Annotated in this window: 16 protein-coding genes and 2 pseudogenes; 10 read left to right on the top strand and 8 right to left on the bottom strand. The window is 70.4% G+C overall.

Annotation, left to right across the window (positions count from 1 at the left end):
* The first annotated feature begins 115 nt into the window (after positions 1-115).
* The 5 genes and pseudogenes from sdhC to ACFYNS_RS29225 form a co-directional block, all read left to right on the top strand.
* The gene (gene sdhC, locus ACFYNS_RS29245) at positions 116-496 is read left to right on the top strand and encodes a succinate dehydrogenase, cytochrome b556 subunit (RefSeq protein WP_037706945.1); all 381 of its coding nucleotides are present in this window, start codon (positions 116-118) and stop codon (positions 494-496) included.
* 6 nt (positions 497-502) lie between these two features.
* A complete protein-coding gene (locus tag ACFYNS_RS29240) occupies positions 503-1,000 on the top strand; it encodes a succinate dehydrogenase hydrophobic membrane anchor subunit (protein ID WP_366774619.1) in 498 nt (165 codons plus the stop codon).
* A 31-nt stretch (positions 1,001-1,031) separates the two neighbouring features.
* Entirely contained in the window at positions 1,032-2,795 is a 1,764-nt protein-coding gene (gene sdhA, locus ACFYNS_RS29235; RefSeq protein ID WP_366774620.1) for a succinate dehydrogenase flavoprotein subunit, read from the top strand.
* Positions 2,795-3,574: a succinate dehydrogenase iron-sulfur subunit gene (locus ACFYNS_RS29230; protein WP_075002103.1), complete on the top strand. Its 780-nt coding sequence runs from the start codon at positions 2,795-2,797 to the stop codon at positions 3,572-3,574. Before sdhA ends, ACFYNS_RS29230 begins: the two co-directional genes overlap by 1 nt.
* A 640-nt stretch (positions 3,575-4,214) precedes the next feature.
* Positions 4,215-4,388 (top strand): annotated as a pseudogene (locus tag ACFYNS_RS29225) (Tn3 family transposase); the annotation flags it as partial.
* Positions 4,389-4,411: 23 nt separating this feature from the next.
* Here ACFYNS_RS29225 and ACFYNS_RS29220 read toward each other — a convergent pair.
* Both ACFYNS_RS29220 and ACFYNS_RS29215 read right to left on the bottom strand, forming a co-directional pair.
* On the bottom strand, positions 4,412-4,789 hold the full coding sequence (locus ACFYNS_RS29220) for a DUF4267 domain-containing protein (RefSeq protein WP_388605800.1): 378 nt from the start codon (positions 4,787-4,789) through the stop codon (positions 4,412-4,414).
* Positions 4,790-4,860: 71 nt separating this feature from the next.
* Positions 4,861-5,778 carry an NADP-dependent oxidoreductase gene (locus tag ACFYNS_RS29215; RefSeq protein WP_388605798.1) on the bottom strand — a complete coding sequence of 306 codons (918 nt, stop codon included), beginning with the start codon at positions 5,776-5,778 and terminating at the stop codon, positions 4,861-4,863.
* Positions 5,779-5,915: 137 nt separating this feature from the next.
* Here ACFYNS_RS29215 and ACFYNS_RS29210 point away from each other — a divergent pair, with 137 nt between their 5' ends.
* Positions 5,916-6,368 (top strand): winged helix-turn-helix transcriptional regulator, encoded by a 453-nt coding sequence (locus ACFYNS_RS29210; protein WP_388605797.1) that lies wholly within the window; start codon positions 5,916-5,918, stop codon positions 6,366-6,368.
* Between the two features lie 384 nt (positions 6,369-6,752).
* Here ACFYNS_RS29210 and ACFYNS_RS29205 read toward each other — a convergent pair whose 3' ends face one another.
* Both ACFYNS_RS29205 and ACFYNS_RS29200 read right to left on the bottom strand, forming a co-directional pair.
* On the bottom strand, positions 6,753-7,625 hold the full coding sequence (locus ACFYNS_RS29205) for an ABC transporter permease (RefSeq protein WP_388605795.1): 873 nt from the start codon (positions 7,623-7,625) through the stop codon (positions 6,753-6,755).
* The gene (locus ACFYNS_RS29200) at positions 7,622-8,533 is read right to left on the bottom strand and encodes an ABC transporter ATP-binding protein (protein WP_388605793.1); all 912 of its coding nucleotides are present in this window, start codon (positions 8,531-8,533) and stop codon (positions 7,622-7,624) included. Before ACFYNS_RS29200 ends, ACFYNS_RS29205 begins: the two co-directional genes overlap by 4 nt.
* A 133-nt stretch (positions 8,534-8,666) precedes the next feature.
* Here ACFYNS_RS29200 and ACFYNS_RS29195 point away from each other — a divergent pair, with 133 nt between their 5' ends.
* From ACFYNS_RS29195 to ACFYNS_RS29185, 3 genes are all read left to right on the top strand, one after another.
* Entirely contained in the window at positions 8,667-9,872 is a 1,206-nt protein-coding gene (locus ACFYNS_RS29195; RefSeq protein WP_360294876.1) for a sensor histidine kinase, read from the top strand.
* Positions 9,869-10,534: a response regulator gene (locus ACFYNS_RS29190; protein ID WP_388605791.1), complete on the top strand. Its 666-nt coding sequence runs from the start codon at positions 9,869-9,871 to the stop codon at positions 10,532-10,534. The genes ACFYNS_RS29195 and ACFYNS_RS29190 overlap by 4 nt, the downstream gene beginning before the upstream one ends.
* Before the next feature lie 314 nt (positions 10,535-10,848).
* Complete coding sequence (locus ACFYNS_RS29185; protein ID WP_388605789.1) at positions 10,849-12,117, top strand: acyl-CoA thioesterase/BAAT N-terminal domain-containing protein; 1,269 nt, start codon at positions 10,849-10,851, stop codon at positions 12,115-12,117.
* A gap of 72 nt (positions 12,118-12,189) precedes the next feature.
* Here the strand turns inward: ACFYNS_RS29185 and ACFYNS_RS29180 are convergent, their stop codons facing one another.
* Positions 12,190-13,602, bottom strand: a complete 1,413-nt coding sequence (locus tag ACFYNS_RS29180; protein ID WP_388605787.1) for a metallophosphoesterase — start codon at positions 13,600-13,602, stop codon at positions 12,190-12,192.
* 52 nt (positions 13,603-13,654) lie between these two features.
* Positions 13,655-13,816: pseudogene (locus ACFYNS_RS29175) on the bottom strand (SCO4848 family membrane protein); the annotation flags it as partial.
* A gap of 100 nt (positions 13,817-13,916) precedes the next feature.
* Here ACFYNS_RS29175 and ACFYNS_RS29170 point away from each other — a divergent pair.
* On the top strand, positions 13,917-14,156 hold the full coding sequence (locus ACFYNS_RS29170; RefSeq protein WP_360294914.1) for an SCO4848 family membrane protein: 240 nt from the start codon (positions 13,917-13,919) through the stop codon (positions 14,154-14,156).
* Positions 14,157-14,200: 44 nt separating this feature from the next.
* On the opposite strand, the gene ACFYNS_RS29165 is transcribed toward ACFYNS_RS29170, so the two are convergent.
* Together ACFYNS_RS29165 and ACFYNS_RS29160 are read right to left on the bottom strand one after the other, a co-directional pair.
* Entirely contained in the window at positions 14,201-14,485 is a 285-nt protein-coding gene (locus ACFYNS_RS29165; protein ID WP_360294886.1) for a hypothetical protein, read from the bottom strand.
* Positions 14,482-14,712, bottom strand: a complete 231-nt coding sequence (locus ACFYNS_RS29160) for a hypothetical protein (protein WP_388605785.1) — start codon at positions 14,710-14,712, stop codon at positions 14,482-14,484. Before ACFYNS_RS29160 ends, ACFYNS_RS29165 begins: the two co-directional genes overlap by 4 nt.
* Between the last annotated feature and the right edge of the window lie 424 nt (positions 14,713-15,136).

Here is a 15,136-nt window from a genome sequence, read left to right as displayed (position 1 = left end):
AAGGTGCCGACAACCCGTCGCTACGATGACCGAGGCCGGTGGACCGTACCCGGCCGGGCCCGCCCGACCTACCGAAGCCGGCAGGCCCCAATATCCGCTCCCGGAGGGTTTATCCGTGCCGGCTGGAACGCTGTACCGCGGCCGGGAAGGAATGTGGTCCTGGGTGGCTCACCGAGTCACCGGCGTCCTCATCTTCTTCTTCCTGTTCGTGCACGTCCTCGACACCGCGCTCGTCCGCGTCTCGCCAGAGGCGTACGACGACACTGTCGCGATCTACAAGACTCCGCTCGTCAACCTGATGGAGTACGGCCTGGTGGCCGCCATCCTCTTCCACGCGCTGAACGGCCTGCGGGTCATCGCCGTGGACTTCTGGTCGAAGGGCGCGAGGTACCAGAAGCAGATGCTGTGGACCGTGCTGGGCGTGTGGATCGTCCTCATGGCCGGTGCCTTCTACCCGGTCCTGCAGCACACGCTGCGCGAGCTGTTCGGGAGCTGATCCGTGATGTCGACGACCGAGACGACCGAGGCCGCCAAGAACGACGGCGCGGGCGAGCCCACCGACAGCGTCACGCTGTACGACGTGGACCACCCGGCCCCCGTCATCGAAGCGCCGCGCAAGCGGACCGCGAAGACGCCCAAGGCGTCCCGCGGCAATTTCGAGATGCAGACATGGCTGTTCATGCGGCTGTCGGGCATCGTGCTGGTGGTGCTCGTCCTGGGCCACCTGCTGATCCAGCTCGTGCTGGACGGCGGCGTCAGCAAGATCGGCTTCGCGTTCGTCGCGGGCCGCTGGGCCTCGCCGTTCTGGCAGGTGTGGGACCTGACGATGCTGTGGCTGGCGATGCTGCACGGCGCCAACGGGCTGCGCACGGTGATCAACGACTACGCCGAGCGCGACAACACCCGCTTCTGGCTGAAGATGCTGCTCTACACGGCCACCGTCTTCACCGTCCTGCTGGGCACGCTGGTGATCTTCACCTTCGACCCGAACATCCGCTGACGTACCGGGGCTGAAGGCTGAGGTTTTCCCGATGAACAACGTCAAGATCCACAAGTACGACACCGTCATCGTCGGCGCGGGCGGCGCCGGTATGCGCGCGGCCATCGAGTCCACCAAGCGCAGCCGCACCGCGGTGCTGACCAAGCTCTACCCCACCCGCTCCCACACCGGCGCGGCGCAGGGCGGCATGGCCGCCGCCCTCGCCAACGTCGAGGAGGACAACTGGGAGTGGCACACCTTCGACACGATCAAGGGCGGCGACTACCTGGTCGACCAGGACGCCGCCGAGATCCTGGCGAAGGAGGCCATCGACTCCGTCCTCGACCTGGAGAAGATGGGCCTGCCCTTCAACCGCACCCCGGATGGCACCATCGACCAGCGGCGGTTCGGCGGGCACTCGCGCAACCACGGCGAAGCCCCGGTGCGCCGCTCCTGCTACGCCGCCGACCGCACCGGCCACATGATCCTCCAGACGCTGTACCAGAACTGCGTCAAGGAGGGTGTGGAGTTCTTCAACGAGTTCTACGTCCTGGACCTGCTCCTCAACGACGTGGACGGCATCCGCAGGACCGCCGGAGTCGTCGCCTACGAACTGGCCACCGGCGACGTGCACGTCTTCCGCGCCAAGTCCGTCGTCTTCGCCTCCGGCGGCAACGGCAAGTTCTTCAAGGTCACCTCCAACGCGCACACCCTGACCGGCGACGGCCAGGCCGCCGCGTTCCGGCGCGGGCTGCCGCTGGAGGACATGGAGTTCTTCCAGTTCCACCCGACCGGCATCTGGAAGATGGGCATCCTGCTCACCGAGGGCGCCCGCGGCGAGGGCGGCATCCTGCGGAACAAGGACGGCGAGCGCTTCATGGAGAAGTACGCGCCCGTCATGAAGGACCTCGCCTCGCGTGACGTCGTCTCCCGCGCGATCTACACCGAGATCCGCGAGGGCCGCGGCTGCGGTGCCGACAAGGACCACGTCTACCTGGACCTCACGCACCTGCCGCCGGAGCAGCTCGACGCCAAGCTGCCCGACATCACCGAGTTCGCGCGCACCTACCTGGGCATCGAGCCCTACACCGACCCGGTGCCGATCCAGCCGACCGCGCACTACGCGATGGGCGGCATCCCCACCAACGTGCAGGGCGAGGTGCTGGCGGACAACAGCACCCCCATCCCCGGCCTGTACGCGGCCGGCGAGGTCGCCTGCGTCTCGGTGCACGGCGCCAACCGGCTGGGCACCAACTCGCTGCTGGACATCAACGTCTTCGGCCGCCGGGCCGGCATCGCCGCCGCCGACTACGCGGCCACCGCCGACCACGTCGACCTGCCCGAGGACCCGGCCACGTTCGTCCTCGACGAGATCGAGAACCTGCGCGACGCCACCGGCAACGAGCGCGTGGTCGACATCCGCAAGGCGCTGCAGGCCACCATGGACAAGAACGTCATGGTCTTCCGCACCGAGCAGACGCTGAAGGAGGCCGTCGAGGAGATCGGCGCCCTGCGCAAGCGCTTCCGCGACATCAGCGTCCAGGACAAGGGCAAGCGCTTCAACACCGACCTGCTGGAGGCCCTGGAGCTGGGCAACCTGCTCGACCTGGCCGAGGTCACGGCGGTCTCCGCGCTCGCCCGCAAGGAGTCGCGCGGCGGTCACTACCGCGAGGACTTCCCCAACCGCGACGACGTCAACTTCATGCGGCACACCATGGCGTACCGCGAGGTGGGCGACGACGGCACCGAGTCGATCCGGCTGGACTACAAGCCGGTCGTGCAGACCCGCTACCAGCCGATGGAGCGTAAGTACTGATGAGCACCGCAACGCTGGACAAGAACGACTCCGCCGGGCCCGTCGACTCGGCCGAGAACAGCGCCTCGCACCTGATCACCCTCACGCTGCGGATCCGCCGGTTCAACCCGGAGGTCTCCGAGGACGCGCAGTGGCAGGACTTCACCCTGAAGATCGACCCGAAGGACCGCGTCCTCGACGCGCTCCACCAGATCAAGTGGGAACAGGACGGCACCCTCACCTTCCGCCGCTCCTGCGCCCACGGCATCTGCGGCTCGGACGCCATGCGGATCAACGGGCGCAACCGGCTCGCCTGCAAGACGCTGCTGAAGGACATCAACCCCGAGAAGCCGATCACGGTCGAGCCGATCAAGGGGCTCACGGTCCTCAAGGACCTGGTCGTCGACATGGAGCCGTTCTTCCAGGCCTACCGCGACGTGATGCCGTTCCTCATCACCAACGGCAACGAGCCCACCCGTGAGCGCTACCAGTCCGCCGCGGACCGGGAGCGGTTCGACGACACCACCAAGTGCATCCTGTGCGCCGCGTGCACCTCGTCCTGCCCGGTCTTCTGGAACGACGGCCAGTACTTCGGGCCCGCAGCCATCGTCAACGCGCACCGGTTCATCTTCGACTCGCGCGACGAGGGCGGCGAGCAGCGGCTGGAGATCCTCAACGACCGGGACGGGGTATGGCGCTGCCGCACCACGTTCAACTGCACGGACGCCTGTCCGCGGGGTATCGAGGTCACCAAGGCCATCCAGGAGGTCAAGCGGGCCCTGATCACCCGCCGCTTCTGACCCTCCCCGGAACGCCCCCCTTCGCGGGGGGCGTCTTCGCGGGGTCGGTTCCCCCCGTCGCGGGGTGCGTCGCGTTGTGGGGGCACGCCCCCTGGCGTTCCCGGCCCTCCCCTTCGCGGGGGGGGGCGCGTTGTGGGGGCACGCCCCCTGGCTCCATCGGCTGCCGCCGAGAGGTCGTGTCGGGGGGGGGGCCGGGGGGGGGGGGGGGGGGGGGGGGGGGGGGGGGGGGCCCCCCCCCGCGGCGCCCCCGGCGGGGCGGTGGGGGGGGGGGGGGGGGGGCCCCCCCCCCCCCACGGCCCCCCGCCAAGGGGGCTCCGCCCCCTTGGAAACCCCCAGGTACCCAGGCTTCGCCCTCCCTTTCCCCCTCCGGCAACCGCCGGGGGACTTTCGACTGCGGGAGCGCTCTTGGGCTGTGACAGACAGCATCTGGACACTTCCCACGCGCACAGCCGGGGGTTTTCCTCGGCAGGAGCGCCCGGCCGAGGCGTCCAGGCCGCAGTATGCCGAGATGTTCACCGACCTGGACGGTGACATGCATCGAAGGGCCTACAGGACCTGGAACGTGCCTGCAGCGGACACGCTGCAGGCCCTGCGCTCGGCACTCTCACTCGACGGCGAGCTGAGCGCGCAGCAGCGCGACCTGCTCACCCTGGCCGGATACACGTACGTGCCGCAACTGACCGATCTGCCCGACCAGAAGACGTGGCGCATCGACCGCGCCGCCGACTACGGCCTTTCACCGACGCCGCACGCGACCGGATCGACCTGGCCCGCATCGAGCGGCACTGGGACGACATCCCGCGCAGCATCGGACAGTCCCCCTCAGGCGGCCGTGGGTCAGGCCAGGAGGAGGCAGCTGCCGGTCACCAGCATCACCGCCGACGTTGCGGCGTGGACGCCGTATGCGGTGGCCTTCGGTCCGCCGCTGCGCAGCACGACCAGCGCATCTCCGGCCGGTATCGCGGCGAACACCAGCAAGTACCAACCCAGCACCGACGAGGTCGCGGCGAGCATCAGTACGAAGACGAAAGCCCCGGGCGCGATCTCCCGCAGACCCTTCACACGCAGCCAGGGCCGGAACCCGGGGTCGTCGACCGGTGTGTCGGGGATGCCGAAGCCGGCGGCGCCCCGCGGCTTCGTGACAGCGCTCCCGCCCATGAGGATGAGGCCCGCACCGAGGAGGCCGGCGACAACGGTGGCGATGGTGGTGAGCATCAGCTGTCCTGTTCTGTCGGGGGAATCGTTCTTGGCGAAGTGGTTGTTGTCGTGGAGCTGGGGCTGCGCTGTCAGGGGACGAGGACGATCCGGCCGCGGACGCCGCCCTTGGCCATCGCCTGGTAGGCGTCGGCCGCGTCGTCGAGCGGTGCGACGGCGTGGACGCGAGCCGGCAGCTCCCCCGCTGCGACCCGTGCGAGCAGACGGGCGAGCAGCGGACCGTCGGGACGGGCGAAGATGACCTCGACGGTGATGCCACGTTCCTCGGACAGCCGCGCGGCCGGCTGCACGCCGACGAAACGGCCCCCGTCGCGCACCGCCTTGAGGGCGGGTTCCTGCAGGGCTCCGGCGTCGGCGACGCCTTCCCAGCCCTGTCCGAGGTCGGTGGCGAAGTCGACGCCGAGGCCCCTGACGAACGGCTCGTCTGCCGCTCGGGCCAGCCCGGTCACCTGCCAGCCGCGGTCCTGCGCGAGCACGGCGACGTGCGCGCCCACCGCGCCGGCCGCGCCGGTGACCAGCAGGCGACGCGCCTCGCTCGGCGCGTCGCCGAGGAGGTCGACGAGCTGGGCCGCGGCGGTTGCGTTGAGCGGCACCGTCGCCGCCTCGACCAGGTCCACGCCGTCCGGGACGACGGCGGCGTTCGCGGCGGGGACGAGGAGGTGTTCGGCGTGGGAGCCATGGTCGCGGTCGAAGCCGTCGAGGAACCCGGCGACGGGGGTACCGACCGGCAGCTCGACGCCGGGTCCGGCAGCCTCGACGGCGCCGGCGAAGTCCCAGCCGAGACCGGTCCAGTGCGGCTGGTGGATCATGCCGAGGCGGTGGAAGACGCCTGCGGCCACGCCCAGGTCGACGGGGTTGATCGCCGCGGCGGCGATCCTGACGAGGATTTCCTCCGGCCCCGGCTCGGCCACCGGGAGGTCGACGGTCTCGATCGACTGGGGCCCGGACGGGGCGCGGACCACCGCTCGCCGAGAGGTCTTCTGATGCATTGCCACCTACTCCTTCGTGGAGGGCTTTTGTGAGGTCTTGCCATCGCTGTGCTGCAGCACCAGCATGGAAGGAGTCACTTCCCATGGGGAAGTAGGCACCTTGAAGTAAGTAAGTCACCCAGCGGAGGGGATGAGCCATGGCGACCAGGACCGCGTCCGAGCGGCGGGCCGAGGCCAAGCGGGAGTACGACGCGTTCCTCGCGATGTGTCCCAGCCGCCGGCTTCTGGAGCGCATCTCCGACAAGTGGGTCGCCCTCGTGCTCGCCGCGCTGGGCGGGGACGGCCCACGTCCTGGGGAGACCGCCGTCGAAAAACCGCGGCCCATGCGCTTTTCCGAGCTGTCCCGTCTGATCTCGGGCGTGAGCCAGAAGATGCTGACGCAGACGTTGCGCGCACTCGAGCGCGACGGGTTGGTGACCAGGACGGTGACCCCTACGGTGCCCGTCACCGTCAGTTACGAGCTCACCGATCTCGGCCGCTCGCTGCAGGGGATCATGCGGGGAATCAAGGTATGGGCGGAGGGCCACATGGAGGAGGTCCTCACCCATCGCGACAGGTATGACGTCAGGCAGCGCGACGCCGCGGACTGATCAACGGGGGCTGGCGCGGGACACCGCCGAGCATCACCTGGCACCAGCAGGCTGGTGATCTCGGCGATCGCCTCCGGCGAGGGCTTGTCGAAGCAGCGCCAGACGTTCTCCGGCTTCCTGTGCCGGGTTTCGCCGTCATCTCCTGGCCGCCACGGGCGTCGGCGACGCCGCCCGCGGTGACGCCGACGGCGCCGTCGACCACCTCGCCGAATCCCTTGATCCTGGGTCCTGCGCGCAGAGGCCGCCGTATTCACCGGCATCCGTCGCGGGCTTGTCTCGGTTGGCGAGAGCGTTCCGTCTCATCCAAGTGCACCCGTGAGGGTGACAGAGGGCACCAACTCGGGGTGCCGGCAAGTAACGGGCAGACGGTGGCAGGCTCTTCGGTCATACATCCCGGCGTCGCACCACGAGGACCGCGATGGCCACCGCCGCAGTGGCCCACGCGCCGTAGACGATCCACGCCTCGGTGCTTGTCAGCGGATACTTGCCCAGGTCGCGCGCCCGCTCCGGGTTCATCACCAGCCGCTCCCAGGCGCTGAACGGCATGGCGTTGCCGATCTCCTTGACCCAGCGGTAGCGCTCGCCCTGGAACAGCGCCGGTACCAGCAACAGCAGGGCGATGACGGCGACGATGGAGCCCGCGGCGTGCCGGATGACCGCACCCACCGCCATACCGACCAGCGCACACAGGGGTGCCAGGAGAGCGGCTGCGGTGACAGCGCGCAGTGCGCCTGGGTCGCCCAGCGACAGGCCGCCGTACTCCCTCAGCAGCATCTGGGTGACACCGAAGGAGGTGCCGGAGACGAGCGTGCCGAGCGTCAGCATGACCCCCGACACCACGGTCACTTTGGCGGCGATCACCGCCTGCCGGTCAGGCACGGCGGTGAAGGTCGTACGGATCAGCCCACTGGTGTACTCGCCGAAGACCGCGATTCCTCCCACCGTTGCAGCGATGACCATGAGCAGCTGCCAGGCGGGATCGACGAACGCCGTGTGCAGCGGATCGAACAACGGCTCAGGGCGGGCCGAAACCCCCGGCGGCGGCTCCGACGGCAGTTGCTGATGCGCCAACCGGTCCGCGTTCGACGCGGCGGAGTTCACATTGATGCCGATCACGGTCAGCGCGCCGGCACTGAGCACCCAGTAGGTGGAGCGCAGTGACCAGAGTTTGATCCACTCGGCGGCGAGGAGATGACGGAACCGTGCAGGTACCCCGACCGGGAGGCGGGCGGGGGCATTGCCGAGTACGGCGGTCATCGGGCGACTCCTGCGGAGTATTCGACGCTTTCCTGAGTGAGTTCCATGAACGCTTCCTCCAGGGAGGCCGGCTGCGGGCTGAGCTCGTGCAGCCGCACCCTGTGCGTGAAGGCGAGTTCGCCGATGCGCTCCGCGGGCAGGCCGGTCACGGTGTACGACCCGTCGTCCTCCGGCCGAACCGTCGCGCCCTCGCCTGTCAGCAGTGCGGGGAGGAGTTCCGTGTCGGGGGTACGGACGCTCACCCGCAGCTGTGTGCTGCGGGCTGCGAAGTCGCGCAGGCTCTGTGCCGCGATCAGCCTGCCGCGGCCGATGACGATCAACTCCTCGGCGGTCTGCTCCATCTCCCGCATCAGATGGCTGGAGACGAGCACGGTACGGCCCTCGTCCGCCAGCTGCTTGAAGAGGCCGCGCGCCCAGCGCACCCCCTCGGGGTCGAGGCCGTTGAGCGGTTCGTCGAAGAGCAGTACGGGCGGATCGCCGAGCAGGGTGGCGGCGATACCGAGCCGTTGTTTCATCCCCAGGGAGAATCCGTCGATCCTGCGGCCGGCCGCGTCTGCCAGACCTACCTCTGCCAGCACCTCCGAGACCCGCCTGCGCGGCAGGCCGTTGCTGACTGCCAGCGTCGTCAGGTGGGCGTGGGCGGTGCGGCCGCCGTGTACGTCGTGGGCGTTGAGCAGGGCGCCGACGTCCCGCAGACCGCGGGGGCGGTCGCCGAAAGGTTGCCCGTCGACGGTGATGGTGCCGCCCGTGGGCTGGTTCAACCCGAGGGCCATTCGCAGCGTGGTGGTCTTCCCTGCACCGTTCGGGCCCAGGAACCCGGTGACCACGCCCGGGCGTACGGTGAAGGACAGCCGTTCCACGGCGGTGGTCTTGCCGTAGCGCTTGGTGAGTTCGGTTGCTTCGATCACGGTGCCCACGCTGCCGGGGCGGATACGACTCGGGCATCGGACCACGGGCCGCAATCGGGGCGTTTCAAGTAGCCCCTGAGAGTAGGCCCGTGGGCCAATGCCGCGCTGTGGGCTGCCTGCCTATGATCGGCGCATGAAAGCCCCGCTGGATGTTCCGCGGTCGCTCCTTGGCGAGGTCCTGGCCTGGTGCTCAGGTAGTGCATACGTCGTCCTGCTCTACGTCGTCGTGCTGAACACCGGCCGGGAACTGACCGGCATGCGTCTGCTGCCGGCCGCACTGCTGGCCGTTCTGCTGCTGCCCCTGGTGCTGTGTCGGCCGCTGCCCGCCTTGGCGCTGCTGCTCACCGCCTCCTTCGCGGCGACCGTGCGGGCGGACTCGGTGATGGCTGCGGGCCAGCGCGTGATGGGCATCGTGCCGCCCGCGCAGACGCAAGCGTGGCAGGTCGCGTCTCTGCAGGCAGTCCTCACCGATCTCACCGTCGGATGGATCGCCGCCACCCGGTCGAGACGGACCGCAGTCGTCGCCGCGCTGGTGGCGCTCGGCGTACAGATCGGGGGCGCCGGCTACTACCGGGAGGGTTCGTCGCCGTTCCTCGCCGCCTTGGTCTTCCTGGCTCTGATGATGGTCACCGCCTGGACGGTCGGCCACTCGGTCCGCGAGCGCCGCCAGCACACAGCCGACCTGCGGGCGCGGGCAGCTGAGCAGGCCATTGTCGCGGAGCGGCTGCGGATCGCCCGGGAGCTGCATGACATGGTGGCGCACAGCATCGGCGTCATCGCCATCCAGGCCGGGGTGGGTCGGCGTGTCATCGGCACTCAGCCGTCGGAGGCCCGTAACGCCCTTGCCGCCATTGAGGACACCAGCCGGGACACCTTGGCGGGCCTGCGCCGGATGCTCGGCGCGCTGCGGCAGGCGGTCCCCGGGGATGGTGCACCGCTCGGCCCGGCGCCGGGGCTCGCCGATCTCGACGGGTTGGTGGAGCGGGCCCAGGGCGCGGGGGTGCGGGTGGACATCGAGTGGCGCCGGGAGCGGCGGCCGCTGCCGGCGGAGATCGAGCTGTCCGGATACCGCATCATCCAGGAGGCGATCACCAACGTGGTCCGCCACTCGGGTGCCCCCGCTTGCCGGGTGACCATCGACTGCCAGCAGGACGATCTGTTCATCGAGATCACTGACGAGGGCCGCGGCCTGTCCGGACTGCCCGGCGCGGCCGGCTACGGGCTGACGGGCATGCGGGAACGGGCGGCGCTGCTGCACGGCGAGTTCACGGCCGGACCGCGCCCCGAGGGCGGCTTCCGTGTTGCGGCACGGCTCCCACTGCCGGTGGCAGTCACATGATCCAGGTACTGCTCACCGATGACCAGCCGCTGGTCCGGCACGGGCTGCGGGTGCTGATCGCCGACCGCCCCGGGCTGGAGGTGGCGGGTGAAGCGGCGAACGGGGAGGAGGCGGTGCGGCTCGCCGAGCAGATGGCACCGGATATGGTGGTGATGGACATCCGGATGCCCGGCATGGACGGCATCGAGGCCACCCGGCGGATCACCGCGGGCTCCAGCACACCACCGAAGGTCCTCATCCTCACTACGTTCGACGACGACGAGAACGTCTACGGCGCGCTGCGTGCAGGGGCGAGCGGCTTCCTCGTCAAGGACATGGACATGGACCAGATCCTCACCGCGATCGAGGTCGTCGACGCGGGCGACGCCCTCATCGCACCGAGTGTGACACGCCGCCTGATCGCGGAGTTCTCGGCCCGCCTCGATGTCACACCGCCGCCCCCGCGACCGGTGGAGGGCATCACCGTCCGCGAACGGGAAGTGCTCACCCTCGTTGGTCGCGGACTGTCCAACGCGGAGATCGCCACGCGGCTGCACATCAGCATGGCCACGGCCAAGGCCCATGTGGGCAGGCTGCTGACGAAGCTGGACGCGCGGGACCGGGTGCAGTTGGTCATCTTGGCGTACGAGCTGGGGCTGGTGACGCCGACGACGCGGGGGTAGGGCCCCGACCAAGACGAGTGTCAGAGCCGGTGCCTGGGGCTACGCCCTTGGCGCCGTCCTCCCCTGCCCCGGGGGCTTGGGGGGGGCGGAGCCGCCCCCCCCAACGCCCCCCCAACGCCCGTCCGGCGAGGACAAAAGGGGGCCCGGGGCAAAGCCCCCGACAACGGCGCCGCACCCGGCACACAACAGACGGGGGACGCCCCGAGGCACCCCAGGAGGCACGGGGCGAAGCCCCGACACGCAAGGGCGGCCCGCAAGGGCGAGGCGGCGCCCCCGCGAGGGGGCGCCGGGAGAGTGTGCGTATCGTGCGGACGATGGGACGCATACGGATCGCACCGACGGCAACGGCAGTGGCCATGGCCCTCGCCGCGTCGGCCTGCGGGGCGAGCGACCCCGCGAAGGACCAGGCGACGGCACAGCCGACCGGGCAGCACGGAGTGCGCTTCGCGGCGGACCACCCGGTGGCCCGCGCGGACGCGCCCGTGCACGTACGGCTCGAAGGGCTCACCCCGGGCACGAAGGTCAGGATCACCGCCGGGGCGAAGGACCGGCACGATCAGCGGTGGGCCGCGGCGGTGCGGCGGACGGCGGACGAGGACGGCGCCGTCGACCTGGGCAGTGGCGGCACCGCGGACCTGCTGGAGCGCATGTTGCCGACCGGTGGCCGGGCGAAGAAGCTGATCGGCAGCGGTAAGGCGTTCTCGTACCACCCGGGCCCGCCCGGCCGGCAGCGCTCCTACTCGGTGCGGTTCAGCGCGACCGCGCTGTCCGGGAAGGACAGGGGCGAGCGGGTGGCACGCCGCGATCTGGTCCGGCAGTGGCTGACGAAGGGCACCACGCACCGTGAGCTGACCGTCGCCGGGGACAAGGTGGCGGGCGATCTCTACCTGCCGCCCGAAGGGCGGGACGGCGGGGGCGCGAAGGCGCCGGTGCTGGTGTTCGGCGGCTCGGAGGGCGGCAACTCCGGTACGTACACGGCGGCGCTGCTGGCCTCGCACGGGCACCCGGCGATGTCGGTGTGCTATTTCCGGTGCGGGAAGGATTCCGGGCGCCCGAACGGCATCGACAGCATCGATCTGGACTACTTCACGCGGGCCGGGCGGCTGCTCCGGAAGCAGCGGGGCGCCGATCCGGAGAAGCTGGCCGTGATGGGCAACTCACGGGGCAGCGAGGCCGCGCAGCTGCTCGGGCAGCGACGCCCCGAGGTGTTCCGCGACGTGATCGCGTACGCGCCGTCGTCCAAGGTCAACGGCCCCTATCTGAGCGGCACCACCGCTTGGACCGATCACGGGGAGCCGGTGCCGACCGGGCCGATCCCGCTGGACCGGGTGCGCGGCACGGTGCTCGCCGTCGCGGGCGGCAACGACAGGATGTGGGGTTCGGCGGCCTCGGCCGCCGCCATGGCCCGGCAGGGTGCGAAGAAGCTGGTGTATCCGGACGCCGGACATCATGTGAACTGGTTCCCGCTGGGCCAGCCGGGCCAGGAGGGCGGCCGGAACGGCGCCGTCGCCGCCACCGCGGAGGCGGACCAGGCCGCACGCAGCAGCTCCTGGCCGCGGGCTCTCGACCTGCTGGACAGCTGAGCGACGGCCCGCGCAGCGGACGGCGGCGGCCCACGCAGCAGGCGAGCCGCGGCCCGCACAAACGCACCCGCGCTACGCCGTCTTCGCGGCGAGGGTGACGACGGTGATGTCCGAGTCGGCGCCGACTCGGACCGGCGGGCCCCAGGCGCCCGCGCCGCGGGTGACGTAGAGCTGGGTGTCGCCGTAGCGTTCGAGTCCGGCGACGGTCGGGTTGGCGAGCGCCGCGAGATGGTTGCCGGGCCACAGCTGGCCGCCGTGGGTGTGGCCGGAGAGCTGGAGGTCGACGCCGTGGTCCACGGCCTCGTGGATCTGCACGGGCTGGTGCGCCATGAGCACGCAGGCCCGTTCGGCGTCCCGGTCGCGGAGTGCCCGGTCGAAGTCGGGTCCTTCGCCCTGGTCCTCGCCGGCGAGGTCGTTGACCCCGGCGAGGTCGAAGCCGGGCAGTTCGCGGCGGGCGTTCTCCAGCGGGTGGACGTTCAGTTCCCGCAGGTGGTCGATCCATGCACGGGCGTCGCCGAAGTACTCGTGGTTGCCGGTCACGAAGAACGTCCCGTGCCGGGAGCGCAGCTCGCGCAGCGGCTCGGCGGCGGGGCCGAGGTGCGCGACGCTGCCGTCGACCAGGTCGCCGACGATCGTCACCAGGTCGGGCTGGGTGCCGTTGATGGCGTCGACGATGCGCCGGGTGTGGCCGCGGCCCAGGATCGGCCCGAGGTGGATGTCACTGACGACGGCGACGCGGTAGCCGTGGGTGCGGCGGCCGAGCTTGGCCAGCGGGACGGTGACGTGCTTGAGGGGCGGCCCGTTCAGCACGCTGTAGGCCCCTGCGCCGGTGGTGCCCAGCCCGGCGGCGCCGGCTGTGACGGCGAGGGTGCGGGCGAGGAAGACGCGACGGGAGGGTACGGGCGCGGCGAGGGGCACGGTGTGCGGGGCGCTGCCGGGCGTCCCGGCGTCGGCGGGCTCGACCGTACCGGAGCCGGTGGCGGCGGAACCGGCCCCGGCGGCAGGACCGGCTTCCGCGGCGGCGGTGCCCTCCGCGCCGGGCGACCCGGCGGACGTGGCCAGGTTGCCCGCGGGGCGGCCCGCGGAGTCGACCGGCACCGCGACCGGCGGCGGCTCGGCCGCGGCAGGGGCCGGCTCCGCGGCGGGATCCTGGACCGACCGTGCCCGCCCCCAGGGGGTGCGCCGCAGGACGAACCGCACCAGCTCTCCGGCGAGCAGCGCCAGGGTCAGGTAGAGCAGGCAGGCCAGCCAGAGGAAGCCCGGCCAGGCGAATATCTGCTCCATCAGGAAGGGGGCGCCGGCCCGGCCGGAGACGAGCGCGCCGAGGGTGGTGACCGGCAGCAGTACCGCCAGCACGGTGCCGAGGCGGCGCCACAGGCCGCCGGGCGCGGACACGTCGCGTACGAAGCGCCGCCACAGGTACAGGTGCGTACCGGCCAGCAGGCCCAGCACGACGAGCCCGATCAGTACGAACACAGCCACCATGAAAGTCGTCCCTCCCCCTCGTCTCCCCCGCTCACCGGATCCCGCGACCGCCTCAGGTGCGCCGGGCTGCCCGCACTCCGCGCAGTCCGAGCACGCCGATGGCCGTTCCCAGCAGGAACGAGGTGATCGCCAGCAGCAGGTGGACCCAGAAGTAGCCCGTGGGCGCACCGGCGTCGCCGAAGGCCAGTCCGCTGCTGTCCTTCCAGGGATTCGGAGCGAGGGTGGTCCATCAGCACCTACGCGGTGACCAGCCGACCGGCACCGCAGGCCAGAAAGGCATACTGGGCAGCGATCCCCAGCACGAAGGACAGCGCATGCGCATCGGCCGCCCTACCTCCTGGTTCCTGTTCGGTTTCGGCATCTGGTCGTGGGTGGTCTGGATCACCTTCGTCAAGAACCTGTTCAAGGACGCCAGCGGCCTGGCGTTCGATCATGGGAACCCTACGGCGTACTTCTGGGTGCACCTTACGCTTGCCGTCGTGTCGTTCGCCCTCGGGACCGCGATCGGGCTGTTGGGCCTACGGGGAATCCGGCACAAGCCCACCGGCAGGTAGTCCCGTCCGCGCCATACGCGAACGGGGCTCTCCGTGCGATATGGCTACCGCCGGGAACCCGCCGCGTAGATCAGCGCTCCACAGCCCCGGCAGTATCGGCCGTCGTCGCGCTGCTCCAACTTGCCGGGATGGTCGCAGACGGTCTCGACACATTCCAGTGGGACACCCGCTTCGATCCCGCCGGCAAGCGGGCGGAGGAAGGCCGTCTCGATGGCTGGCCCCTGCCTTCCGGGCTTCCTGCTGGAGTCGTAAACGGTTTCCACCGCCATCAGCCGCAGCAGCGTCTCGGAGCCCTTCACACGCACCGTGGCGCCCCGTCGGAGACTCATACAATCCCCTCGCCGAGATCAGCACGCACGATGATCCACGCGGCAGCCTCCGCATAGTCGTGACGGGCAGCCAGATGAACCCGGTACGCCCTTGCCAGGTTGCGCGCCGGTTCACCGTCCGGCTCTCTGCGGATAAGCGACACGAACACAGCGCAGTCGTCGCACTCCCGCCGGTTCCGCAAGGGGATGACTGCCGGTTGCAGATGGGGGCGGTTAGGGTCGGCCATGTTCGCGCTCCTTGTCAGCGTGAGCCACTCCCCCGGGCCGATCACGCGGTCGCCGGGGTTCGTCACAGCCAGACAACTCCCCGCACATGCACAGCGGATACGCCCGCGCACTGTCGGTAGCTCCAGGAGCGCCCTAGACTGACTTCCTGGAGAAACCGACAGGGGGGATGTCTTGAACACGACGCTCGCACGTGCTATGGAGCGCGCCAATGTAGGTGAGCATGAGCTGGCGAGACGGGTACAAGTAGCACCAAAGACTGTTGCCTCGTGGCTCGCTGACCCCTCAGTGTCGCCTCGGCCACAAACGCGACAGCGAGTAGCCAGCGCGTTAGCCTCCGGCTTTCACGAGGCGTGGTGTCCGATGGGTGATCACATAAGCAGAAAGTGCCTCTGACCAGCGAGAATGTGGATTGTCGAGATCCCT

The organism is Streptomyces sp. NPDC006925, from assembly GCF_042869575.1.
In the GTDB taxonomy this organism is placed as follows: domain Bacteria; phylum Actinomycetota; class Actinomycetes; order Streptomycetales; family Streptomycetaceae; genus Streptomyces.
This window is presented reverse-complemented; position numbering and strand designations above follow the sequence as displayed.